The organism is Azospirillum sp. P4_B5 (assembly GCF_056402275.1).
Genome location: NZ_JBFUHT010000012.1, coordinates 199,427 through 221,376, shown reverse-complemented (window position 1 = coordinate 221,376; position 21,950 = coordinate 199,427). Strand labels below are relative to the sequence as shown.

General features: G+C 68.1%; 20 protein-coding genes. 10 read left to right on the top strand and 10 right to left on the bottom strand.

Annotated elements, in window-relative coordinates:
• The first annotated feature begins 33 nt into the window (after window positions 1-33).
• The 6 genes from rlmH (at window position 34) to AC1DVI_RS12530 (ending at window position 6,844) form a co-directional block, all read left to right on the top strand.
• On the top strand, window positions 34-492 hold the full coding sequence (gene rlmH, locus AC1DVI_RS12555) for a 23S rRNA (pseudouridine(1915)-N(3))-methyltransferase RlmH (protein WP_014239449.1): 459 nt from the start codon (window positions 34-36) through the stop codon (window positions 490-492).
• A gap of 158 nt (window positions 493-650) precedes the next feature.
• Window positions 651-2,216, top strand: a complete 1,566-nt coding sequence (gene gpmI / locus AC1DVI_RS12550; RefSeq protein WP_476958242.1) for a 2,3-bisphosphoglycerate-independent phosphoglycerate mutase — start codon at window positions 651-653, stop codon at window positions 2,214-2,216.
• Window positions 2,217-2,229: 13 nt separating this feature from the next.
• Entirely contained in the window at window positions 2,230-3,651 is a 1,422-nt protein-coding gene (locus AC1DVI_RS12545; RefSeq protein WP_476958241.1) for a murein hydrolase activator EnvC family protein, read from the top strand.
• A complete protein-coding gene (locus tag AC1DVI_RS12540; protein ID WP_476958240.1) occupies window positions 3,652-5,076 on the top strand; it encodes a S41 family peptidase in 1,425 nt (474 codons plus the stop codon).
• A 17-nt stretch (window positions 5,077-5,093) separates the two neighbouring features.
• Entirely contained in the window at window positions 5,094-6,341 is a 1,248-nt protein-coding gene (locus tag AC1DVI_RS12535; RefSeq protein ID WP_476958239.1) for a divergent polysaccharide deacetylase family protein, read from the top strand.
• A 5-nt stretch (window positions 6,342-6,346) separates the two neighbouring features.
• The gene (locus tag AC1DVI_RS12530; protein WP_476958238.1) at window positions 6,347-6,844 is read left to right on the top strand and encodes an RNA pyrophosphohydrolase; all 498 of its coding nucleotides are present in this window, start codon (window positions 6,347-6,349) and stop codon (window positions 6,842-6,844) included.
• A 165-nt stretch (window positions 6,845-7,009) separates the two neighbouring features.
• On the opposite strand, the gene AC1DVI_RS12525 is transcribed toward AC1DVI_RS12530, so the two are convergent.
• The 6 genes from AC1DVI_RS12525 to AC1DVI_RS12500 form a co-directional block, all read right to left on the bottom strand.
• Window positions 7,010-7,828: an acyl-ACP desaturase gene (locus AC1DVI_RS12525; RefSeq protein ID WP_476958237.1), complete on the bottom strand. Its 819-nt coding sequence runs from the start codon at window positions 7,826-7,828 to the stop codon at window positions 7,010-7,012.
• 199 nt (window positions 7,829-8,027) lie between these two features.
• The gene (locus AC1DVI_RS12520) at window positions 8,028-8,441 is read right to left on the bottom strand and encodes a F0F1 ATP synthase subunit epsilon (RefSeq protein ID WP_149164258.1); all 414 of its coding nucleotides are present in this window, start codon (window positions 8,439-8,441) and stop codon (window positions 8,028-8,030) included.
• A gap of 90 nt (window positions 8,442-8,531) precedes the next feature.
• Window positions 8,532-9,971 carry a F0F1 ATP synthase subunit beta gene (atpD, locus tag AC1DVI_RS12515; RefSeq protein WP_476958236.1) on the bottom strand — a complete coding sequence of 480 codons (1,440 nt, stop codon included), beginning with the start codon at window positions 9,969-9,971 and terminating at the stop codon, window positions 8,532-8,534.
• A gap of 69 nt (window positions 9,972-10,040) precedes the next feature.
• Window positions 10,041-10,931 (bottom strand): F0F1 ATP synthase subunit gamma, encoded by an 891-nt coding sequence (locus AC1DVI_RS12510; RefSeq protein ID WP_476958235.1) that lies wholly within the window; start codon window positions 10,929-10,931, stop codon window positions 10,041-10,043.
• 72 nt (window positions 10,932-11,003) lie between these two features.
• The gene (gene atpA, locus AC1DVI_RS12505) at window positions 11,004-12,533 is read right to left on the bottom strand and encodes a F0F1 ATP synthase subunit alpha (protein WP_035671446.1); all 1,530 of its coding nucleotides are present in this window, start codon (window positions 12,531-12,533) and stop codon (window positions 11,004-11,006) included.
• Window positions 12,533-13,102, bottom strand: a complete 570-nt coding sequence (locus AC1DVI_RS12500) for a F0F1 ATP synthase subunit delta (protein ID WP_476958234.1) — start codon at window positions 13,100-13,102, stop codon at window positions 12,533-12,535. Before AC1DVI_RS12500 ends, atpA begins: the two co-directional genes overlap by 1 nt.
• A gap of 414 nt (window positions 13,103-13,516) precedes the next feature.
• Here AC1DVI_RS12500 and AC1DVI_RS12495 point away from each other — a divergent pair, with 414 nt between their 5' ends.
• Window positions 13,517-13,840: a hypothetical protein gene (locus AC1DVI_RS12495; RefSeq protein ID WP_149164255.1), complete on the top strand. Its 324-nt coding sequence runs from the start codon at window positions 13,517-13,519 to the stop codon at window positions 13,838-13,840.
• 38 nt (window positions 13,841-13,878) lie between these two features.
• Here the strand turns inward: AC1DVI_RS12495 and AC1DVI_RS12490 are convergent, their stop codons facing one another.
• Both AC1DVI_RS12490 and AC1DVI_RS12485 read right to left on the bottom strand, forming a co-directional pair.
• Window positions 13,879-14,382: a cache domain-containing protein gene (locus AC1DVI_RS12490; protein ID WP_247889824.1), complete on the bottom strand. Its 504-nt coding sequence runs from the start codon at window positions 14,380-14,382 to the stop codon at window positions 13,879-13,881.
• A 162-nt stretch (window positions 14,383-14,544) separates the two neighbouring features.
• Entirely contained in the window at window positions 14,545-16,809 is a 2,265-nt protein-coding gene (locus AC1DVI_RS12485) for a primosomal protein N' (RefSeq protein WP_476958233.1), read from the bottom strand.
• Window positions 16,810-16,897: 88 nt separating this feature from the next.
• Here AC1DVI_RS12485 and fsa point away from each other — a divergent pair, with 88 nt between their 5' ends.
• From fsa to AC1DVI_RS12470, 3 genes are read left to right on the top strand one after another with little or no spacing between them, the layout of a single operon-like run.
• On the top strand, window positions 16,898-17,554 hold the full coding sequence (gene fsa, locus AC1DVI_RS12480) for a fructose-6-phosphate aldolase (protein ID WP_149164252.1): 657 nt from the start codon (window positions 16,898-16,900) through the stop codon (window positions 17,552-17,554).
• Between the two features lie 10 nt (window positions 17,555-17,564).
• The gene (locus AC1DVI_RS12475; protein WP_476958232.1) at window positions 17,565-18,278 is read left to right on the top strand and encodes a DUF484 family protein; all 714 of its coding nucleotides are present in this window, start codon (window positions 17,565-17,567) and stop codon (window positions 18,276-18,278) included.
• A gap of 13 nt (window positions 18,279-18,291) precedes the next feature.
• Window positions 18,292-19,251 carry a tyrosine recombinase XerC gene (locus AC1DVI_RS12470; RefSeq protein WP_476958231.1) on the top strand — a complete coding sequence of 320 codons (960 nt, stop codon included), beginning with the start codon at window positions 18,292-18,294 and terminating at the stop codon, window positions 19,249-19,251.
• A 110-nt stretch (window positions 19,252-19,361) separates the two neighbouring features.
• On the opposite strand, the gene lpdA is transcribed toward AC1DVI_RS12470, so the two are convergent.
• Entirely contained in the window at window positions 19,362-20,762 is a 1,401-nt protein-coding gene (lpdA, locus tag AC1DVI_RS12465; protein ID WP_476958230.1) for a dihydrolipoyl dehydrogenase, read from the bottom strand.
• Window positions 20,763-21,103: 341 nt separating this feature from the next.
• Complete coding sequence (locus tag AC1DVI_RS12460; RefSeq protein ID WP_476958229.1) at window positions 21,104-21,889, bottom strand: hypothetical protein; 786 nt, start codon at window positions 21,887-21,889, stop codon at window positions 21,104-21,106.
• Between the last annotated feature and the right edge of the window lie 61 nt (window positions 21,890-21,950).

Here is a 21,950-nt window from a genome sequence, read left to right as displayed (position 1 = left end):
GTTCAGGACCGGTGACGAACGGGAGTCGGACCGATGCGTCTGTGGCTTGCCGCGGTTGGGCGGTCACGGACCGGTCCGGCGCGCGACCTGTATGACGAGTATGCCGGCCGCCTGTCCTGGCCGCTGACGCTGCGCGAGGTCGAGGTGAAGAAGCGCCTCGCCTCCGACGAGCTGAAGCGGCAGGAGGCGGAGCTGCTTTTGGCCGCCATCCCCGCCGGGGCCATCGTCGTGGCCCTGGACGAGCGCGGCAAGACCATCACCAGCGAGGCCTTCGCCGCCAAGATCGGCGGCTGGCGGGACCAGGGGGCGGGCGACATCGCCTTCCTCATCGGCGGGGCCGACGGCCACGGCGACGCCGTGCGGGCGCGCGCCGATTTCCTTTTGGCCTTGGGCGCCATGACATGGCCGCATATGCTGGTGCGAGGCATGTTGGCGGAGCAAATCTACCGTGCCCAGCAAATTCTGGCCGGACACCCCTATCACCGTGCATGACTCCCATTGCGCGGCTGCGAGGGCGTGCCATTTTCTGATCCGGCCCAAGGCGATGCGCGCGTAAAATGGCATCAGCCACAAGAACCTCTAAGAACAACGGCGTCAGACAGTTCGACCGAGACCCGCAACCCGACCGTGACAGGCGTATGAGGAGCGTGATGACCGAGACCAATCGTCCCCGACCCGTAGTGCTGTGCATCCTGGATGGCTGGGGCTACCGCGAGGAGCGCGAGGACAACGCCATCGCGCAGGGCAACACGCCCAACTGGGACCGGCTGTGGTCGTCGGAGCCGCGCGCCTTCCTGGAGGCCAGCGAGGAGGAGGTCGGGCTGCCCAAGGGCCAGATGGGCAACTCCGAGGTCGGGCACATGAACCTGGGCGCCGGCCGCGTCGTCCGCCAGGATCTGGTGATGATCGACCACGCCATCGTCGAGGGCGAACTGGAGCGAAACGCCGCGCTGACCGATCTCGCCAAGACGCTGCTGGCCTCGGGCGGGCGCTGCCACATCCTGGGTCTGCTGTCGCCGGGCGGCGTTCATTCGCACCAGGACCACATCGCGGCGCTGGCCGGCGTGCTGGCCCATGAGGGCGTCCCGGTCGAGATCCACGCCTTCACTGACGGCCGCGACGTGCCGCCGCAGAGCGCCAAGGACCAGATGGCCGAGTTCATGGCCGACGTCCACGCCCTGCCCGGCGTCAATGTCGCCACGGTCAGCGGGCGCTACTACGCCATGGACCGCGACAAGCGCTGGGACCGCGTCGCCAAGGCCTACGCCACGCTGGTGAGCGCCCAGGGCGAGACGGCCGCCGACCCGATCCAGGCCATCGAGCAGAGCTACGCCGCCGGCACCCACGACGAGTTCATCCTGCCGACCGTCATCGACGGCTACACCGGCATGAAGGACGGCGACGCCATCCTGATGGCGAACTTCCGCGCCGACCGCGCCCGCGAGATCCTGGCCGCCTTCGTCGACCCGGCCTTCGACGGGTTCGAGCGCGCCTCGGTGCCGAAGCTGGCCGCCGCCGTCGGCATGGTCGAGTACTCGTCCACGCTCGCCAAGCTGATGACGACCATCTTTCCGCCGAAATCCCTGACCAAGGTGCTGGGCGAAGTGGTCAGCGAGGCCGGATTGACCCAGTTGCGCATCGCCGAGACGGAAAAGTACCCGCACGTCACCTTCTTCTTCAACGGTGGCGAGGAGCGCGTATACCCCGGCGAGGACCGCATCCTGGTGCCGTCGCCGAAGGTCGCGACCTACGATCTCCAGCCGGAAATGTCCGCCGCCGAGGTGACCGACAAGGTCGTCGCCGCCGTGGACAGCGGGAAGTACGATCTGGTGGTCATCAACTACGCCAACCCCGACATGGTCGGCCACAGCGGCATCCTGTCCGCCGCCATCAAGGCGGTGGAGGCGGTGGACGCCAGCCTGGGCCGGCTGGAGGCCGCCGTGCGCGCCCAGGGCGGCGTGATGCTGGTCACCGCCGACCACGGCAACTGCGAGCTGATGAAGGACCCGCAGACCAACGGCCCGCACACCGCCCACACGCTGGACAAGGTGCCGCTGGTGCTGGTGAACGGCCCCACCGGGGTGTCGGCCATCCGCAGCGGGCGTCTGGCCGACATCGCCCCGACGCTGCTGGACCTGATGAAGCTGCCGCAGCCGGCGGAGATGACCGGCAAGAGCCTGATCGACCGCGCCAGCGCGCGGGCCGCCGCGGAATAAGGCAGAACCGGGCATGGGCGCAGGGCGCGATCATCCGGCGGGTGTTGCTCTGCTCCCCCTCCCCGTCTCCGTTCCGCAAGGCGCCGGGCTGAGACGGGCGCTTTCCTGGCGCCCGGCCCTGCTGACAGCCACCCTGCTGACCGCCACACTTCTCGTCATCTCCACCGCCGCCACGGCGCAGACCGAGTCCCCCGGCCAGACGCTGAAGCGGGTGGAGCAGGACATCCAGTCCGACAAGGCACTGCAAAAGCAGCTCGACCGCCAGTCCCAGACGCTTCAGAAGGAGCTGGACGAGCTGCGCGACCGGCTGGTCGGCCTCGCCGATCAGGAGCGGGCGCAGGAAGACGAACTCGTCCATCTCGAAGAGTCCCTGACCGCCCTGGAGACGCAGGAGCGCAACCAGGCCGAAAAGCTGGAGGGCGAGCGGCAGCAGATCGCCGCCCTGCTCGCCGCCCTGCAGCGCGTCGCCCGTATCCCCCCGGAAGCGGCGCTGGCCCGCCCGGACGGGCCGGTGGACACGCTGCGCTCAGCCCTGCTGTTGCGCGACACGGTCCCGGCCCTGCGCGCCCGCGCCGATGCGCTGGCCCAGGCGCTGACCCGGCTGGCCGAGACGCGCGAGACGCTGCAGGCCCAGCGCAGCCGCACCTACGCCGCCCGCCTCACCCTGATCGACCGCCAGAAGGAGATCGGCCAGCTCGTCGCCCGGCGCGAGGAGCTGTCGCGCCAGACCGAGGAGGAGCGGCAGCAGGTCGCCCAGCGCACCGCCCGGCTGACCGGTCAGGCCGCCGACCTGCGCCAGCTGATGGACCGCATCGAGGCCGAACGCCGCGCCGCCGCCATGGCGGCCAAGCGCGAGGCCGAGCGGCTGGAGGCGGAGCGCCGCGAAGCCGAACGCCGGCTTGCCGAGCAAAAAGCTGCCGAGCAGAAGCTGGCGGACCAGAAGGCAGCGGAGCAACGGCAGGCCGAACAGAAACTCGCGGAGCAGCGCGCCTCAGACCAGCGGGCCAGGGCCGAGGCGGAAACCGCCCGCGCCGCGCCCAGCGCCCCTGCGGGAGAGCGTCTGCCGGTGGGCGGCCGGGTGACCGTCCGCTACGGCGAGGCCGACCGCTACGGCGCGACCAGCCGGGGCGTCACCATCCAGGCCCGCGCCGGCTCGACGGTGGTGTCACCGCAAGCCGGAACGATCGTCTTCGCCGGGCCGTTCCGCGGCTATGGCCAAATCTTGATCGTGGAACACAGCCACGGATATCATAGTCTCATCGCTGGATTTGGCCGCATCGACACGGCCGTCGGACGGCGCGTGGCCACGGGGGAGCCCATTGGCCTGATGCCCACCGACGGGTCACCCGATCTTTACTTCGAGCTACGACGTCACGGACAGCCGATCAATCCACAGCGCGGTTTCGGCGCCCCGGAGGGGAAAGGACAAGGGTAGATGAGGATAGTCAAGCGTGCCGCCACCGCCGCGGCCCTGGTGTTTCTGGGGGCCGGCGTCGCCACCGTCACCGCGCAGGTGAACAGCACCGGCAACAGTTCCGAGACCTACCGCCAGCTCAACCTGTTCGGCGACGTGTTCGAGCGCGTGCGCGCCGAGTATGTCGAGTCGACGACGGACGAGCAGCTGATCGAATCCGCCATCAACGGAATGCTCACCTCGCTCGACCCGCATTCCAGCTACCTGAACCGCAAGAGCTTCCAGGACATGCAGGTTCAGACCCGCGGCGAGTTCGGCGGGCTGGGCATCGAGGTGACGATGGAGAACGGCCTGATCAAGGTCGTTTCCCCCATCGACGAGACGCCGGCCTTCCGCGCCGGGCTGCAGCCGGGCGACCTGATCATCCAGCTCAACGGCGAGGCGGTGATGGGCCTGTCGCTGAACGAGGCGGTGGAGAAGATGCGCGGCCCGGTGGGCAGCGACATCAAGGTCACCGTGCGCCGCGGCGAGGCCGGCGAGCCGTTCGAGGTCACGCTGACCCGCGCCGTCATCAAGGTGCAGTCGGTCCGCTACCGCACCGAGGGCGACATCGGCTACGTCCGCGTCACCAGCTTCAACGAGCAGACGCAGCAAGGGCTGGAGAAGGCCATCGCCTCGATCCAGCAGCAGCTGGGCGACAAGCTGAAGGGCTACGTCCTCGACCTGCGCAACAACCCCGGCGGCCTGCTCGACCAGGCGGTCTCGGTCTCCGACACCTTCCTGGAGAAGGGCGAGATCGTCTCCACCCGCGGCCGCAAGGCGGAGGAGGGCACGCGCTACAACGCCAAGCCCGGCGACCTCGCCAAGGGCCTGCCGGTCGTGGTGCTGATCAACGGCGGCTCGGCCTCGGCGTCCGAGATCGTCGCCGGCGCGCTCCAGGACCACAAGCGGGCGCTCGTCCTCGGCACCCAGTCCTTCGGCAAGGGCTCGGTCCAGACGATCATCCCGCTGCCCGGCCACGGCGCCATGCGCCTGACCACGGCGCGCTACTACACCCCGTCGGGCAAGTCGATCCAGGCGCTGGGCATCGCCCCGGACATCGAGGTGCATCCGGCCCGCGTCGAGGAAACCGACCAGGGTCTGATCCGCCGCCGCGAGAGCGACCTGCGCGGCGCGCTGCGCAACCCGGACGCCCCCCGCCCGGCCACCACCCAGCCGGCCCCGGCGCCGGGCGCCAGCAACGCTCCGGCTCCCGGGGCGGCGCCCGGCTCGGCTCCGGGCGCAGCGCCGGGTGCGACTCCCGCTCCGGCCAACGGCAACGCCCCGGCGGCGCCGTCCGCGGAGAATGGGGAGGGCGCGCCCAACCAGCCGCCCTTCGATTACCAGCTGGCCCGCGCGCTCGACCTGCTGCGGGGCGTCGCCCTGTTCCAGGCCCGCGCGCACTGAGGGGAGGGAACGGGTCCGTGAACGCTGCCGCCCTGCTGGGCCGCCTGAAGCCCGCGAAACGGGAACGTTCCGGACCCGGCCTGCTGGCCCGCCTCCGGCGCCGGAGGGCCGGCGGCGATTCGGACGACGCTCCCCGCGCGCGCAAGGAACGCCGCCCGCTGTCGCCCCTCGCCAAGAGGCTGCTCGGCGCCTACGCCGTTCTGGCCCTTGGGCTGGGCGGGCTGGCCGGCTGGCTGGCGATGAACGCAGCGCACACCACCGAGGCGTGGCAGGCGGCCATTCCCCGTGTCGAGGTGGCGGTGAAGGGCGCTCAGCCCCCGGCACCGCCGGCGGCACCGCCCGCCGCGGCGACGGTTCCCGTGCAACCGGTTCCGCCTGCGGCCTCCCCACCGGCGGCTCCTCCGCCGCCCGCCGCCGCGGCTCCCTCGCCGCCGCTCGCTGTGGCTGTGAACGAGCCGGTCACCCTGACGCCGGCGCCGGTCCCCGGTTTGGTCGAGGATTCGCGCAACGGGCCGCTGCCGCGCATCGCCGAGGACGGGCGAAAGCCCTGGCAGGTCTATGCCCGGCCCTTTCCCGCCGCCGACCGACGCCCGCGCATCGCCATCGTTCTGGCCGAGATGGGCATATCCGGCGTGACCACCGGCAACGCCCTGCAGAAGCTGCCGCCGACGATCACGCTGGCCTTCGTCCCCTACGCCGACCGGCTGGACAACTGGGTCGAGCGCGCCCGCGGCAAGGGACACGAGGTGATGCTCTCGGTCCCCATGGAGCCGCAGGACTATCCGCGCAACGATCCCGGCCCCAACGCCCTGCTGACCATGCTGCCGCCCGAGCGCAACATGGAGCGGCTGGAATGGTCGCTGGGCAAGGCGGTCGGCTATGTCGGCATCACCAGCACCACGGGCAGCAAATTCACCGCCAACCCCGACGCGGTGAACCCGGTCGTCGCGGCGATGAAGGCGCGCGGCCTGATGGTCCTGGACGCCCGCGCCAACCCGCGCAGCGTCGCTGGCACCCTGGCGGGTCAGGCCGGAGTGCCGCGGGCCTTCGCCGACCGGGTGATCGACCGCGACCTGTCGCGCGGCGCCATTGACGACCAGCTCGCCGAGCTGGAGGCCATCGCCAAGGCCAACGGCGCCGCGGTGGGCATCGGCGCGCCCTACCCCAGCACCATCGAACGGATCAACCTGTGGCTCACCGGGCTGGCCGACCGTGGCATCGCCATCGTGCCGGTCTCCGCCGTGGCCAACCTGCAGAAGCAATAAGGCGCATGAGCAAGAAGGTCATCGACCGCGAGACTCTCCCCTACCGCCCCTGCGTGGGGGTGATGCTGCTCAACGACCGCGGGCAGGTCTTCGTGGCCAAGCGCTGCGACAGCAAGGACGCCTGGCAGATGCCCCAGGGCGGCATCGACGAAGGCGAGGGCGTGCATGAGGCCGCCCTGCGCGAGCTGAAGGAGGAGATCGGCACCGACAAGGCCGAGATCCTCGGGGAGACGGCGGAGACGCTGCGCTACGACCTGCCCGATCATCTGCTGGGCAAGGTCTGGAAGGGCCGCTGGCGCGGTCAGGAGCAGGTCTGGCTGGCCGCCCGCTTCACCGGCATGGACGCCGACATCGACCTCGCCACGGAGCACCCGGAGTTCGACGCCTGGAAATGGGTTGATGCCGACGACCTGCCCGGCCTGATCGTGCCCTTCAAGCGCCCGGTTTACGAGTCGGTCCTGGCGGAGTTCGCCCCGATCATCGCGGCGCTGCGGCGGGGCTGATTTTAGGAGAATTGCATTTGAAGTCCCCTCTCCCCTCTGGGGAGAGGGTTAGGGTGAGGGGGTTGCGCTTGTGCTGGACGTACCGCCACGCGCAACCCCCTCACCGCCCGCCTCGCGGGCACCCTCTCCCCGGAGGGGAGAGGGCTACAATTGAGGCCCGACCGTTTACGCGACCTTGGCGAGCCGCTTGGCGCGGCTTTCGATCAGCCACCAGGCGCCGCGGGCGGCGACGCTGTACAAGCGGGTGTGCGGCTTGAGCCCGCAGGCCTTGAAGACCATCGCCACCGCGCGGTCGACGTGCTTGGGCCGGTAGCGGCCGTAGGCGCGGCGCATGTAGGCCTGATTGTAGGTCTTGTGCGCGTAGGGCTCGCCCTCCGGCGCGTTGGCCGCGTAGTAGGCGTAGGCCAACTCGTCGTCCTCCGACTCGCCGATGCGCGACAGCGCGACCTTGAGCCGCTGGAACTTGTTGAGCTGCTCCAGCTCCAGATACTTCTTGGTGTAGGTGTAGAAGAGCTTGAAGTGGCGCAACTCGTCGGCGGCGATGTTCTTGCAGATCAGCTTGAGGACCGGCTCGTCCGTCGAATCGCCGATGGCCGCGTAGTAGCTGCTGGTGCCCGTCTCGACCATGCAGCGGGCAATCATCTCGCCGGTGCGCGAGCCGCGGACCGAGGCGTCGAGGTCGATCGGCACCTTGTAGCCGGCGCGGAAACGCTCGACGGCGCGGTCGAAGTCGAAGGTCGGATCGACCAGCTCCGCCCATTTGCCGAGCGCGCGGCCATGCTGGACCTCCTCGACCGCCCAGCCGTGCGCGACCTCCTGGAACTTGGGATCGTCGTGGAAGACGTTGCAGAGGTAGGCCGTGTAGTCGTCGGCGTTGAACTCCACCAGGGCCGCCGCCTTGATGAGCGGGACGAGATCGGGATCGACCTTGCTGTGGTCCAAGTGATCCCAGGGAAGCTCTTCGTATTTCCAGTGCAACGCCACACTCCACTCCCGCTGCGGCCGCCGTTCCGGGCCGGTTGTTCCACGCTCTGACGGAGAACAGGACCATAAAAACAAAAACGCCTCGACGGACGGGCCGGGAGGCGTTCGATCCCTTGCGGGACACTATGTATGGCTGCGAAGGCGCAATGCAACGGAAACGGCCCAGCCGGCGTTTACCGCCGCCGGGCCGGCCCCGGTGTCAGTGCGTGGTCGCGCCGGTCGCGTCGAGCTTGGCACGGGCGACGGCGATCTTCGCCTCCACGCGGGCCTTCTCGTCGTCGGACTTGGCGTCTTCCAGATCCTCACCCAGGTCGCGGATCTGCTGCTCGACCTTGGCGCGGTCGATCTCGGCGACCGCGATGGCCTCCTCGGCCAGGACGGTGCAGCGGGTCTCGGTCACTTCGGCGAAGCCGCCGGCGACGAACACCCGGTCGACCACGCGGTCGGCCTCATAGACGTCGATCACGCCCGGACGGACGGTCGAAATCATCGGCGAGTGGCCGGCGAGGACGCCGAAGTCACCTTCCGAACCCGGCACCACGACCATGTCGACGGGCTGCGAGGTCAGCAGCTTCTCCGGAGAGACCAGCTCGAATTCGACTTTATCGGCCATGGGTTTCCTGGTGCCTCTTCATAAGAACCCCCTCCCCCGCGCGGGCGGAGGAGAGGGTTAGCCTCGTTACCGAACGTCAGCCGACCGTGATCAGGCGGCTTCGGCGGCCAGCTTCTTCGCCTTGGCGATGGCTTCGTCGATGGTGCCGACCATGTAGAAGGCCGCTTCCGGCAGGTGGTCGTAGTCGCCGTTCACGATGCCCTTGAAGCCCTTGATGGTGTCTTCCAGGCTGACGAGCACGCCCGGGGTGCCGGTGAACACCTCGGCGACGTGGAACGGCTGCGACAGGAAGCGCTGGATCTTGCGGGCGCGGGCCACGACCAGCTTGTCCTCTTCCGACAGCTCGTCCATGCCCAGGATCGCGATGATGTCCTGCAGCGACTTGTAGGTCTGCAGAACGCGCTGCACCGAACGGGCGACGGTGTAGTGCTCCTCACCGACGACGCGCGGGTCCAGGATGCGGCTGGTCGAGTCCAGCGGGTCCACCGCCGGGAAGATCGCCATTTCGGCGATCGAGCGCGACAGCACCGTGGTGGCGTCCAGGTGGGCGAAGGAGGTGGCCGGGGCCGGGTCGGTCAGATCGTCGGCGGGCACGTAAATGGCCTGCACCGAGGTGATCGACCCCTTCTTCGTGGAGGTGATGCGCTCCTGCAGGGCGCCCATGTCGGTGGCCAGCGTCGGCTGGTAACCCACCGCCGACGGGATGCGACCCAGCAGAGCCGACACTTCCGAACCCGCCTGCGTGAAGCGGAAGATGTTGTCCACGAAGAACAGCACGTCCTGGCCTTCCTCGTCGCGGAAATACTCCGCGAGGGTCAGACCGGACAGGGCGACGCGGGCGCGGGCACCCGGCGGCTCGTTCATCTGGCCGTACACCAGGGCCACCTTGGAGCCCGGGCCGTCGAGCTTGATGACGCCCGACTCGATCATCTCGTGGTAGAGGTCGTTGCCCTCACGGGTGCGCTCGCCCACGCCCGCGAACACGGACACGCCGCCGTGCGCCTTCGCGACGTTGTTGATCAGCTCCATGATGGTCACGGTCTTGCCCACGCCGGCGCCGCCGAACAGGCCGATCTTGCCGCCCTTGGCGTAGGGAGCCAGCAGGTCGATGACCTTGATGCCGGTGATCAGCACTTCGGCGTCCGTCGACTGCTCGACGAAGTCCGGGGCCGCACGGTGGATCGGCAGGGTGCGCTCGGCGCCGACGTCGCCGCGCTCGTCGATCGGCTCGCCGATCACGTTGATGATGCGGCCGAGGGTGGCCGGGCCGACCGGCACGGCGATCGGGGCGCCGGTGTCCGTCACCGCGGCGCCGCGGACCAGGCCGTCGGTGCTGTCCATGGCGATGGCGCGGACGGTGCTCTCGCCGAGGTGCTGCGCAACCTCGAGCACGAGGGTCTTGCCGTCGTTCTGGGTGTGCAGCGCGTTCAGAATGGCCGGCAGCTCGCCGTCGAACTGGACGTCGACAACGGCGCCCGTGACCTGCGTGATCTTGCCGGCGGCGTTCGTCGCCTGGGTGGTGGTGGCCATGGAGTAAAGCTCCCTCGGAACTCGATAATTGTCGGATGTGCCGTCGTATCGACCGCGAACGCTGCGCCGTTAAACCGCCTCGGCGCCGGAGATGATCTCGATCAGCTCCTTGGTGATGTAGGCCTGGCGCGTGCGGTTGTAGGTGATCGTCAGCTTGTTGATCATGTCGCCGGCGTTGCGCGTCGCGTTGTCCATCGCGGTCATGCGGGCGCCCTGTTCGGACGCGGCGCTTTCCAGGAGGGCGCGGTAGACCTGGATCGACAGGTTGCGCGGCAGCAGCTCGGCGAGGATCTGCTCCTCATCGGGCTCGAACTCGTAGATCGCCTTGACCTCGGCGCCCGCGGCGTCCTCTTCCGCCTGCGCCTCGACGGCGAAGGGAACGAGCTGCTGGACGGTCACGATCTGGGAGATCGCCGACTTGAACTTGTTGAAGATCACCGAGCAGACGTCGAACTCGCCCGCGTCGTACATCGCGAGGACCTTCTGCGCGACGACATCGGCGTCGGCGAAGGACAGCTTGCGGCGGCCCACATCCTCGTAGGTCTCGACGATCAGCGAGCCGTACTCGCGGCGCAGCTGGTCGCGGGCCTTGCGGCCGACGGTGAGCAGCTTGACCGTCTTGCCTTCCGACTGGAGGCGCTGGATCTGGCGGCGGGACTCACGGACGATGGCGCCGTTGAAGGCGCCGCACAGGCCGCGGTCGGAGCTGATGATGACGAGGAGATGCACCTGATCGGAACCGGTGCCGGTCATCAGCTTCGGGCCGTTGCCCGAGTCCTGCACGTTGGCCGCGAGAGAGGCCAGCATGCGGCCCATGCGCTCGGCGTAGGGACGACCGGCTTCCGCCTGCTCCTGCGCGCGGCGGAGCTTGGAGGCGGCGACCATCTTCATCGCCGAGGTGATCTTCCGCGTCGATTGGACGCTGGCGATCCGGTTCTTTAGGTCCTTGAGGTTAGGCATGCCGGCCCTTCATTCCGCTCGGGGTCGTTCGGGTTGACGGACGGGGCGCAGGGACTGCGCCCCCGCCGTCGATCAGACGAACACCTTGGAGAAGTTGTCGAGGAAGGCCTTCAGGCGCTCCTCGGTCGCAGAGGTGATCTGCTTCTCGTTGCGGATCGTCGCCAGGATGTCGGCCCCCTTGGAGCGGACCTCGGCGAGGAACTTCTGCTCGAAGCGGTTGACGTCCTCGACCTTGATCTTGTCGAGGTAGCCCTTCACGCCCGAGAAGATCGACACGACCTGCTCTTCGACCGGCAGCGGCTGGAACTGCGGCTGCTTCAGCAGCTCGGTCAGACGGGCGCCACGGGCCAGCAGGCGCTGGGTGGCGGCGTCGAGGTCCGAGGCGAACTGCGCGAAGGCGGCCATCTCGCGGTACTGGGCCAGTTCCATCTTGATGGTGCCCGCGACCTGCTTCATCGCCTTGATCTGGGCGGCGGAGCCGACGCGCGACACCGACAGGCCGACGTTGATGGCCGGACGGATGCCCTTGTAGAACAGGCCCGTCTCGAGGAAGATCTGACCGTCGGTGATCGAGATCACGTTCGTCGGGATGTAGGCCGACACGTCGCCGGCCTGCGTCTCGATGACCGGCAGTGCGGTCAGCGAGCCGTTGCCGTGAGCGTCGCCCATCTTGGCGGCGCGCTCGAGCAGGCGGCTGTGGAGGTAGAACACGTCGCCCGGGTAGGCTTCGCGGCCCGGCGGACGGCGGAGCAGCAGCGACATCTGACGGTAGGCGACGGCCTGCTTGGACAGGTCATCGTACACGATCAGGGCGTGCATGCCGTTGTCGCGGAAATACTCGCCCATCGTGCAGCCGGTGTAGGGCGCCAGGAACTGCAGCGGGGCCGGCTCCGACGCGGTGGCCGCGACGACGATGGAGTATTCGAGGGCGCCGGCGTCTTCCAGGGTCTTGACGATCTGGGCGACGGTGGAGCGCTTCTGACCGACGGCGACGTAGATGCAGTAGAGCTTCTTGCTCTCGTCGTCGCCCTGGTTGATCGGCTTCTGGTTCAGGAAGGTGTCGATGACGACGGCGGTCTTGCCGGTCTGGCGGTCACCGATGATCAGCTCGCGCTGGCCGCGGCCGATCGGAACCAGGCTGTCGACGGCCTTCAGGCCGGTCTGCATCGGCTCGTGCACCGACTTGCGCGGGATGATGCCGGGGGCCTTGACCTCGACGCGGGTGCGGGTGACGTCCACCAGCGGGCCCTTGCCGTCGATCGGGTTGCCCAGGCCGTCCACGACGCGGCCCAGCAGACCCTTGCCGACCGGCACGTCCACGATGGTGCCCGTGCGCTTGACGGTGTCGCCTTCCTTGATCTCGCTGTCGGTGCCGAAGATCACGACGCCGACGTTGTCGGTCTCGAGGTTCAGCGCCATGCCCTTGATGCCACCGGGGAACTCGACCATCTCGCCGGCGCGCACGTTGTCCAGGCCGTGCACGCGGGCGACGCCGTCACCCACGGAGAGGACCTGTCCGACCTCGGCGACGTCCGCCTCGGTCCCGAAATTCGCGATCTGCTGCTTGAGGATCGCAGAGATTTCTGCGGCGCGGATATCCATCAGACTGATCCCCCTGAGGCCTTCATGGCGAGTTGCAATTTGTTCAGCTTCGTGCGCACCGAGGTGTCGACCATGCGCGAGCCGAACTTAACGATCATGCCCCCGATCAGCGCGGGATCGACCGAGGTGTTGACCAACACCTTGGAGCCGATCGACGCCTTCAGCGTGTCGGTCACCGCGGCCAGCTGAGCGTCGCTCAGCGGCTGGGCGGAGGTGACCTGCGCGGTCACTTCGCCACGGCGGCGGGCCAGTTCGGCGAGATAGCCTTCGATCATGCCTTCCAGCGCGAACAGGCGGCGGTTCTTGGCCGCCAGCCCGATGAAGCGCTTGGTCAGATCGGACACTTCGGCGCGGTCCAGAACCGCGGCCATCGCCCGGCCTTGGTCGGCGCGGCTGATCACGGGACTGCGGACGAGGCGGCGAAGGTCGGCGCTCTCAGCCAGGATTTGCTTCAGCGCAACCAGATCGCTCGCGACCTGATCCAACGCTTTGTTCTCGTCCGCAAGCTCGAACAGCGCGATGGAGTAGCGCTTAGCGAGTTCGGAAACGCCTGTACCTTCGATTGCCACCTGATCCCTCGAATTGAGTTCGGTAGACGGTGAATTTTCAGGGCCTTAAATAGGGCAAAACCCACATCGCGGCGGCCCAGCCCGCGAAAGCGAGCGGTCCAATATCACAGGATTAGGCCCTGCGCAACGGGGTCTGGACAATTTGCACGCGGCTTGCGTGCGGCGTTTTGCGCCCCTGCGGCGTGGGGTCCGCTCTTGGCGGTGGCGGCTGGAAATGGGCATACCACTTCACAACCGCAACGGATCACCTCGTCATCCGATGTCCCTGCCCTCTTCGAGGTCCGTTTTTCCGGGTCTCGCTCCGCGACGGTCCAGAGACCAGACTGTGACCTAACGCGCCACTTAACACCCGTTTAACCATTCACGCGCAGGGTCGCCCCACAGCCCGTCTGACAGGACAAACCCAGGCCAATCATGACCGTCGTCGCTTTTTCCTGCGCCCGCTTCACGCCCGCCGACCTCAACGACTTCGAGGCGGTGGCCGAGCCGAAGCTGCGCCTTGGCCATTGGGCCGGGGTCATCCGCGAAACGGGCCGGGAGCATGACCGGCTCCTTGTTCTCCTGCCCGGCGTGGACCGTCCCGTCTTCCGGTTCGAGCGCGACGGGCGCGGGCGCTACAGCCTGTCCTTCAACGACCGCTCCGGCTGGTACGGCATCGGATCGGGAGGCAGCGCCGCCGAATGCCTGTCGATCTGGCGTCCCCGCCCGCGGACCGACCGTTCCGTCTCGGTGCTCTAAGTGCCTTTTTCACCCTTCGGAAAAGTCCGAGTCGGCCGTCAGCGATACACGCCGACCGACAGCAGATAGGGCTCGCCGCCCAGGACGATGCGGCGCACGATCATCGTCTTCGGCGCGATCTGGCCGGACAGCGGGTCCGTCCATTTGTAGCTGACGGCGCCCGAGTCCCGCTCCGCCACGATGTCCAGCGCCTCCCGGATGAAGGGCTTGCCGTCGACGTCCTTCAGGTCCTTGAGGTTCGCGCCGTTCAGCGACGGCGTCCAGCCATGGGCCACCATCACGCCGTCGCGGTCGATCAGCATCGGGTAGAGGTCGCGGTCGATCAGCGCGCCGTCGCGTTGGGCGAAGGCGTCCGGCGCGCTCTCCGCGCCGTGCTGGCGCAAATAGCCGCTGGTCTTGTCGAGCAGCGCCTTGGCGTCCGATTCCGTCCCCCGGGTCTGGGCGGGTACGCCCGCCGCGAGCGCGATGATCGCCAGCAGGGCGAGAACCGGAAGAACCGTCAGCAAGGTGTGGAGGTGGAAACGACCGCGCAGCCTGGACATGAGATCGCTCGGCGAAAGATGACTTCCATACTCTGGTAATACCATGACCCGCCGGCCGCAACGGACCAAACGTCACAGGTGCCTTGCGGAGCGCGCAGGGACAATCGGTCGCAGCCCCCCTTTACAGGAGTCCGACGATTCTTAACGGGCGCGACATCTCTTCTACAGGAAGCTGTAGGGATCCACGTCCACCTGCACGCGCACGTTGGGCGGAATCGCCACCTGCTCCAACCAATGAGCGATCAAGGGTTGCACCTGAACGGTGCGCGGCGCCTTCAGCAGCAGGCGCCGCCGATGCCGCCCACGCAGCAGGGCGAGCGGCGCCGGGGCCGGTCCCAGCACGGCGACGGTGTCGCTGCGCGGCGCGGCGCGGCCCAGGGCGATGGACAGCTTCTCCACCGCCGCCGCGTCCTCCCCCGACACGATCAGGGCGGCCAGCCGTCCGAAGGGCGGCATCCCGGCCTCCAGCCGCATCTCCGCCTCCAGCTGGTAGAAGCCGTCGCGGTCCCCGGCGGCCAGCGCCTGCATCACCGGATGCTCGGGCATGGTGGTCTGCAGCATCACCCGCCCCGGCCGCTCGCCGCGCCCGGCGCGCCCGGCCACCTGATGAAGGAGCTGGTAGGTCCGCTCCCCCGCCCGCAAATCGCCGCCGGCCAGCCCGAGATCGGCGTCGACCACCCCGACCAGCGTCAGCATGGGGAAATGGTGGCCCTTCGCCATGACCTGGGTGCCGATCAGGATGTCCAGCTCGTGGTCGGCGATGCGGCGGACCATCTCCTGGATGGCGCGGGGGCCGAACAGCGTGTCGGATGCCATGATGGCGGCGCGGGCGTCCGGGAACAGCTCCGCCACCTCCTCGGCGATGCGCTCCACGCCCGGACCGCAGGCCGCCAAAGTGCCCTCCTCGCCGCATTCCGGGCAGGTCGGCGAGAGCGGCTGGGACAGGCCGCAATGGTGGCATTGGAGCTTGCGGGCCAGCCGGTGCTCGACCAGCCACGCCGTGCAGTTGGGGCATTGCAGCCGGTGCCCGCAGGCCCGGCACAGCGTCAGCGGGGCGTAGCCGCGGCGGTTGAGGAACAGCATCACCTGCTCCTTCTCCGCCAGCGTCTGCTCGATGGCCTTCTTCAGCGACGGGGCCAGCCAGTGGCGGGCCGGCGGCCGGTCCTTGCGCAGGTCCACCAGCTCGACGTCGGGCAGCACGGCGCCGCCGTGGCGGCCCGGCAGTTCGATGCGGGCGTAGCGGTTGCTGTCGGCGTTGACCTTGGTCTCCAGCGACGGCGTGGCGGAGACCAGCACCGTGGGGATGCCGCCGAGATGCGCCCGCGCGACGGCCATGTCGCGGGCGTGGTAGATCGACCCTTCCTCCTGCTTGTAGGCGGAGTCGTGCTCCTCGTCGATGATGATGACGCCGAGGTTCTTGTAGGGCAGGAACAGGGCGGAGCGGGCGCCGACGACCACCGGCACCTCGCCGTTCGCCACCGCCCTCCAGGTGTCGCGGCGCTGCGCCCCGGTCAGTTCGGAATGCCATTCCGCGGGCGGCGCGCCGAAGCGGCGGGCGAAGCGGTCCAGCCACTGCGCCGACAGGGCGATTTCCGGCAGCAGAACCAGCGCCTGCTTGCCCGCCTTCAGGGCGGCGGCGATGGCCTCGTAATAGACCTCCGTCTTGCCGGAGCCGGTGACCCCGTCGAGCAGCACGGTGGAATAGACGCCGGACTCGACGCGGGCGCGCAGGTCGGCCGCCGCGGCCTCCTGGTCGGCGGACAGGGTGGGGCCGGGGCGGTGGCAGTCGGGCCGCCCGAGCTTGGTCGGCTGCAGCAGCACCGGCTCCAGCAGCCCGGCCTCGGCCAGCCCGCGCACCACGGTGACGCCGCAGCCGGCCTCCTCGGCCAGCTCCGCCGGGGTGCGCGGCGGGCCGTCGTCCAGCAGGGTCAGCACGCGCCGCCGCGGGTCGGTCATCTTGAAGCCGGGCGGCGGCTCCGCGGCGGGCTTGCGCAGATAGGCGAGCATGGCCTTCGCCGGCTCCAGCGCCGACGGCACGCTGATCGCCATGCGCAGCACGTGGCCCGGCGGCGTCATGGTGTAGGCGGCGACCCACTCCACGAATTTGCGCTCGACCTCCGGCATCGGCGGCACGTCGAAGCGGCGGACCACCGGCTTCAGCCGCGCGGCCGCCACGACTCCGGCGCCGTCGCCCCACACCACCCCCAGCACGCGGCGCGGCCCCAGCGGAACCTCCACGTAATCGCCGGGGACGAGGGTCATCCCGGCGGGCACGCGGTAATCGTAGGCCTCGCGCAGCGGCAGCGGCAGCAGCACGCGGACGCGCGGGTCCGCATCCGGCGGCACCGTGCCCGGCAGAAGAGCCTGCGCCGGTCCTCCGGAACTGGCCCCGGATTTGGCCCCGGATCTGGCGGAATTTTCACGCATCGGCTAAAGTGCCCCCTGGCCGCGATACCGGGCATCGAATCCCGGGCAACAGGGCGCGCTCTTCCTCAGCAAGCATGGATTCCTGGTCATGAAGTTCTTCGTTGACACCGCCGACATCGCCGAGATCCGCGATCTGGCCGACACCGGCCTGCTGGACGGTGTTACCACCAACCCCTCCCTCGTCGCCAAGACCGGTCGCAGCTTCCTCGACCTCGTGGCCGAAATTTGTGATGTGGTGGACGGCCCGGTCAGCGCCGAGGTGGCGTCCACCGACTTCGAGACCATGCTGGCGGAAGGAAAGAAGCTTGCCAAGATCGCCGACAACGTCACGGTCAAGGTTCCGCTCACCCAGGCCGGCCTGAAGACCTGCAAGGCGCTGTCCTCCGAAGGGACGATGGTCAACGTCACGCTGTGCTTCTCCCCGGCGCAGGCGATCCTGGCGGCCAAGGCCGGCGCCAGCTTCGTGTCGCCCTTCGTCGGCCGCCTGGACGACATCGGGCAGGACGGCATGGGCCTGATCGCCGACATCGTGGAGATTTACAGCAACTACGACTACTTCAAGACCGAGGTGCTGGTCGCCTCGATCCGCAACCCGATCCACATCGTCGACTCCGCCCGCCTGGGCGCCCATGTCGTCACCGCCCCGCCGTCGGTTCTGAAGCAGCTCTTCAACCATCCGCTGACCGACAAGGGCCTCGCCCAGTTCGTCGCCGACTGGCAGAAGACCGGCCAGTCCATCCTCTGAGGACGGCGGCATGGGCCGGGAACCGGGACACACCCCCCAGAGGAAGGACGCGCCGACCGCCGAGGAGGTGTGCGCCTACCTGCGGGACCATCCCGACTTCCTGGTCCATCACGGTGAGCTGGTCCACCACCTGACCCCGCCGTCGCAGGACCGCGGGCGCGGGGTGGTGGACCTGCAGGCCTACATGGTCGAGCGGCTGCGCGGCGAGGTCCGCCTGCTGAAGGACCAGCAGCGCGAGCTGATCGGCACCTCGCGCGCCAACATGAACAGCCAGAACCGCATCCACGCGGCGGTGCTGTTCCTCCTCGACGCCCAGAGCTTCGAGCAGCTCATCCAGACCATCACCACCGATCTGGCGGTGCTTCTGGACCTGGACGTCGCCTGCCTGATCGTCGAATCGAACGGCCACGACACCCCCCATGTCCAGACCTCCGGCGTGCGGGTGGTCGAGCCGGGAACCGTCGACCGCTGGCTGGGCAAGGCCGACGTGGCGCTGAATGCCGACATCCAGGGCGACCCGGAGCTGTACGGCCCCGGCGCTGGGCTGGTGCGGTCGGAGATCCTGATCCGCCTTCAGGTGTCCAGCGAGACGCCGGACGGCATGCTGGCCTTCGGCAGCCGCGAGCCGGACAGCTTCCACGGTGGCCAGGGGACGGAACTGGTCGGTTTCCTCGCCCGCGTGGTCGAGCGGGTGATCCGCGGCTGGCTCGAACTGCCGGCCTGAACCCACGGAACGCATGACCGGAAAACAGAATCCCGTCCTCGGTTTCGCCGCCCAGCCCGACGTGCAGGACACGCTGGTCCACTGGCGCCGCTGGATGGAGAGCGAGCGCAACGTCTCGCCCCACACGCTGACCGCCTACATCGGCGACGTCGCGACCTTCCTGGAGTTCATCACCGGCTATCAGGCGAAGCCGCCGTCGATGAACGACCTCGCCGCGCTGACCGTCAGGGATTTCCGCTCCTGGCTCTCCCATCTCGCCATGAAGGGGATCGGCTCCAACAGTCGGTCGCGCGCCCTGTCCTCGGTGCGCAACCTGTTCCGCTGGATGGACCGCGACGGGCGCCTGCACAACCCGGCGATCAACACCTTCTCCGGCCCGCGCATCAAGCGGCCGGCGCCGAAGCCGCTGACCGTGCTGGACGCCGGCCGGCTGCTGGAGGAATCGGAGAAGGAGCCGGACGAGCCGTGGGTCGGCAAGCGCGACCGCGCGCTGTTCACGCTGCTCTACGGCTGCGGCCTGCGCATCTCGGAGGCGCTGAACCTGACGCGCCGCGAGGCACCGCTGGGCGAGACCCTGCGCGTCACCGGCAAGGGCAACAAGGAACGGATCGTCCCGGTGCTGCCGGCGGTGACCGAGGCGGTGCGGGCCTACATGGACGCCTGCCCCTACAAGCAGGGTCCGGACGCGCCGCTGTTCGTCGGGGTGCGCGGCGGGCAGCTCGCCCCGGCCATCGCGCAGCGGCGGATGCGCGACCTGCGCCGCCTGATGGGGCTTCCGGAAACCGCGACGCCGCACGCGTTGCGGCACAGTTTCGCCACGCATCTGCTGGCGGACGGCGGCGATCTGCGGGCGATCCAGGATTTGCTGGGCCACGCCTCGCTGTCGACGACGCAGCGCTACACGGACGTGGAGAGCGAGCAGCTGATGCAGGTGTACCGCTCGGCGCACCCGCGGGCGAAGAAGACGCCGTAGGGTCGAAGGTGGGAGGGATGTTGCCCCCTCCCCGGCCCTCCCCCGCTGGGCGGGGGAGGGAGAGAAGGGTTCCCCCGCTTCGCAGGGAAGGGAGAGGAGATAGACGCGCCTTAGATGTGCAGGGCGCGGCCGTCCACGGCGAGAGCGGCTTCCTTGGTCACTTCCGACAGGGTCGGGTGGGCGTGGCAGGTGCGGGCGATATCCTCGGCGGACGCGCTGAACTCCATCGCCACGGCCAGCTCGGCCACCATCTCCGACACGTTCGGGCCGACCATGTGGACGCCCAGCACCTTGTCGGTGCGCGCGTCAGCCAGGATCTTCACGAAGCCGTCGGTCGTGCCGCTGGCGCGGGCGCGGCCGTTGGCGGTGAAGGGGAACTTGCCCGTCTTGTAGGCGGTGCCGGCGGCCTTCAGCTCCTCCTCGGTCTTGCCGACCGCGGCCACTTCCGGCCAAGTGTAGACGACGCCGGGGACGAGGTCGTGGTTGACGTGGCCCGCCTGGCCGGCCAGCAGCTCGGCGAGAGCGACGCCCTCCTCCTCGGCCTTGTGGGCCAGCATCGGGCCTTCGACCACGTCGCCGATGGCGTAGATGCCCGGCACATTGGTCTCGAAATGCGTGCCGATCTTCACGCGGCCGCGGTTGTCCATCTCCACGCCGACGGCGTCGAGGCCCAGCCCGTTGGTGAAGGCGCGGCGGCCGATGGCGACCAGCACGACGTCGGCCTCGATCTCCTCGGCGGTGCCGCCGGCGGCGGGCTCGACCGACAGGGTGACGCCGGTGTTGGTGACCTTGGCGCCGGTGACCTTGGAACCGAGCTTGAAGGTCATGCCTTGCTTGCCGAGGATGCGCTGCATCTGCTTGGACACCTCGCCGTCCATGGTCGGCAGGATGCGGTCCAGGAACTCCACGACCGTGACCTCGGCGCCGAGGCGGCCCCAGACCGAGCCCAGCTCCAGACCGATCACGCCGCCGCCGATGACGACGAGGCGCTTCGGCACCTCCGGCAGCTCCAGGGCGCCGGTGGAGGAGACGATCTTCTGCTCGTCGATCTCGATGCCCGGCAGCGGGGTGACTTCCGAGCCGGTGGCGATGACGATGGCCTTGGACGCCGTGACGGTGCCGACGCCCTCGACCTCGACGGTGTTCGGGGCGGTGATGCGGCCCGCACCCTTCAGCCAGGCGATCTTGTTCTTCTTGAACAGGAACTCGATGCCGCCGGTGTTCTCTTTGACGACCTTGTCCTTGTGGGACAGCATGCCCGGCAGGTCCAGCTCCACGCCGCCGACCTTGATGCCGAACTTGGCGAGGCCGTGCTTGGCCTCCTCAAACTTCTCCGACGCGGCGAGCAGCGCCTTGGAGGGGATGCAGCCGACATTCAGGCAGGTGCCGCCCAGCGCGCTGCGCTTCTCGACGCAGGCGACCTTGAAACCGAGCTGCGCCGCACGGATCGCGCAGACATACCCGCCGGGACCGCCGCCGACCACGACGACGTCGAAAGTGCTTTCAGCCATTGGGGGCTTTCCTTCCGCCATTTTTGTGTTTGCCAAAAGCCTTCCCGTCCAGCGGGGAGGGCCGCGCGCCGATTTATGCCGCCGCTCACGCCAACTGGCAACGGGACAGTTCGTCCGGGGGGAGGGATGCCGGGTTGAAAGACCGGCATGGGAACAGCCGGAGCCCGTGCTGACATGAGGCCGGAACGGGTACAACCGCGCCGGAGTCGAGCGGGTCATGGAGTTTTGCACGGAGGAGCGGACCGGCACTGAAATCCCGGATCAACGGCGGACGCAAGGCCTGGATGCTGTCGCCCAGGGACCTGAGGCGCCGGACCATCCTGAAGGTCATTCCTGGATCCTTATACTCCCCCACCTTCGTTCGACAACGGCTTGCTCCACAGTTCAGGGGTGAAAGTGGCCCCCCTGTACTCCGGTAGATTATTGATTGCGACAGCGATAAAGAACGGTCGGTACTCACGGTCCACCCGAACATCCTTAAGTGTGCTGACGCGCTCATTTCTCATGTCGTAGACATAGGCGTCGCGCTTCCCCGCCTCCCAAAACCAGCGAAGCTCAGCTTCATCCCCTCGAACTTCTTCTTCCGTAAAATATCCACACGACACGAGGACCGATATGCAGTTCAGGGTAGAGTTGAAGCGAAGAAGATCCGTCTGTTTGATGATGTCGCCCTCGAAACGCCCCCAAGCGTTCCCAACTGGATTGGTATGTGATTGATTAATGCATTTCAGCTCAACATAAGTATCATCCGTGACAAAAATCCCCATGTTCCGTTTTATCAGAAAATCCGCGCGCGCGGCAGAGCTTTTGTCGCGGACGGGACCCGTTGTACTGATATACGGTTTTATTTCATTCGCCTCATATGTTTCTTCATTCATTTTCCCATCGATCTCTTTTTTAACTTTTTTAATGTCCTGAGAAGGATAGGCTTCTTCCCGTGAACATTTCGAAGCATAACCCCTCTCGCTGGCAATTTTCAAGAATCCATACGCAATTTCAAGCTGTAACCAGACCTCCCACCCGCCCGATATACTTTCACCCGCGGCAATTTCTCTGAACTTTGAGTAATCAATAAATCCTCTCTCGAAACAGGTTTTAATATTATCCAGAAACTCCTGGCAGCGCATGGCGGCGTCCCTTCTCCATGAAGCGCCCGAAAGGGGATCGGGCTTCCGCAAAGAGACGGCT

What these genes read in the sequence shown, in the direction of transcription:
- rlmH (WP_014239449.1), top strand. Translation starts at nt 34, where the DNA reads ATGCGTCTGTGGCTTGCCGCGGTTGGGCGGTCACGGACCGGTCCGGCG.
- gpmI (WP_476958242.1), top strand. Translation starts at nt 651, where the DNA reads ATGACCGAGACCAATCGTCCCCGACCCGTAGTGCTGTGCATCCTGGAT.
- AC1DVI_RS12545 (WP_476958241.1), top strand. Translation starts at nt 2,230, where the DNA reads ATGGGCGCAGGGCGCGATCATCCGGCGGGTGTTGCTCTGCTCCCCCTC.
- AC1DVI_RS12540 (WP_476958240.1), top strand. Translation starts at nt 3,652, where the DNA reads ATGAGGATAGTCAAGCGTGCCGCCACCGCCGCGGCCCTGGTGTTTCTG.
- AC1DVI_RS12530 (WP_476958238.1), top strand. Translation starts at nt 6,347, where the DNA reads ATGAGCAAGAAGGTCATCGACCGCGAGACTCTCCCCTACCGCCCCTGC.
- AC1DVI_RS12520 (WP_149164258.1), bottom strand. Translation starts at nt 8,441, where the DNA reads ATGGCCGATAAAGTCGAATTCGAGCTGGTCTCTCCGGAGAAGCTGCTG.
- atpD (WP_476958236.1), bottom strand. Translation starts at nt 9,971, where the DNA reads ATGGCCACCACCACCCAGGCGACGAACGCCGCCGGCAAGATCACGCAG.
- AC1DVI_RS12510 (WP_476958235.1), bottom strand. Translation starts at nt 10,931, where the DNA reads ATGCCTAACCTCAAGGACCTAAAGAACCGGATCGCCAGCGTCCAATCG.
- atpA (WP_035671446.1), bottom strand. Translation starts at nt 12,533, where the DNA reads ATGGATATCCGCGCCGCAGAAATCTCTGCGATCCTCAAGCAGCAGATC.
- AC1DVI_RS12495 (WP_149164255.1), top strand. Translation starts at nt 13,517, where the DNA reads ATGACCGTCGTCGCTTTTTCCTGCGCCCGCTTCACGCCCGCCGACCTC.
- AC1DVI_RS12490 (WP_247889824.1), bottom strand. Translation starts at nt 14,382, where the DNA reads ATGTCCAGGCTGCGCGGTCGTTTCCACCTCCACACCTTGCTGACGGTT.
- AC1DVI_RS12485 (WP_476958233.1), bottom strand. Translation starts at nt 16,809, where the DNA reads ATGCGTGAAAATTCCGCCAGATCCGGGGCCAAATCCGGGGCCAGTTCC.
- fsa (WP_149164252.1), top strand. Translation starts at nt 16,898, where the DNA reads ATGAAGTTCTTCGTTGACACCGCCGACATCGCCGAGATCCGCGATCTG.
- AC1DVI_RS12475 (WP_476958232.1), top strand. Translation starts at nt 17,565, where the DNA reads ATGGGCCGGGAACCGGGACACACCCCCCAGAGGAAGGACGCGCCGACC.
- AC1DVI_RS12470 (WP_476958231.1), top strand. Translation starts at nt 18,292, where the DNA reads ATGACCGGAAAACAGAATCCCGTCCTCGGTTTCGCCGCCCAGCCCGAC.
- lpdA (WP_476958230.1), bottom strand. Translation starts at nt 20,762, where the DNA reads ATGGCTGAAAGCACTTTCGACGTCGTCGTGGTCGGCGGCGGTCCCGGC.
- AC1DVI_RS12460 (WP_476958229.1), bottom strand. Translation starts at nt 21,889, where the DNA reads ATGCGCTGCCAGGAGTTTCTGGATAATATTAAAACCTGTTTCGAGAGA.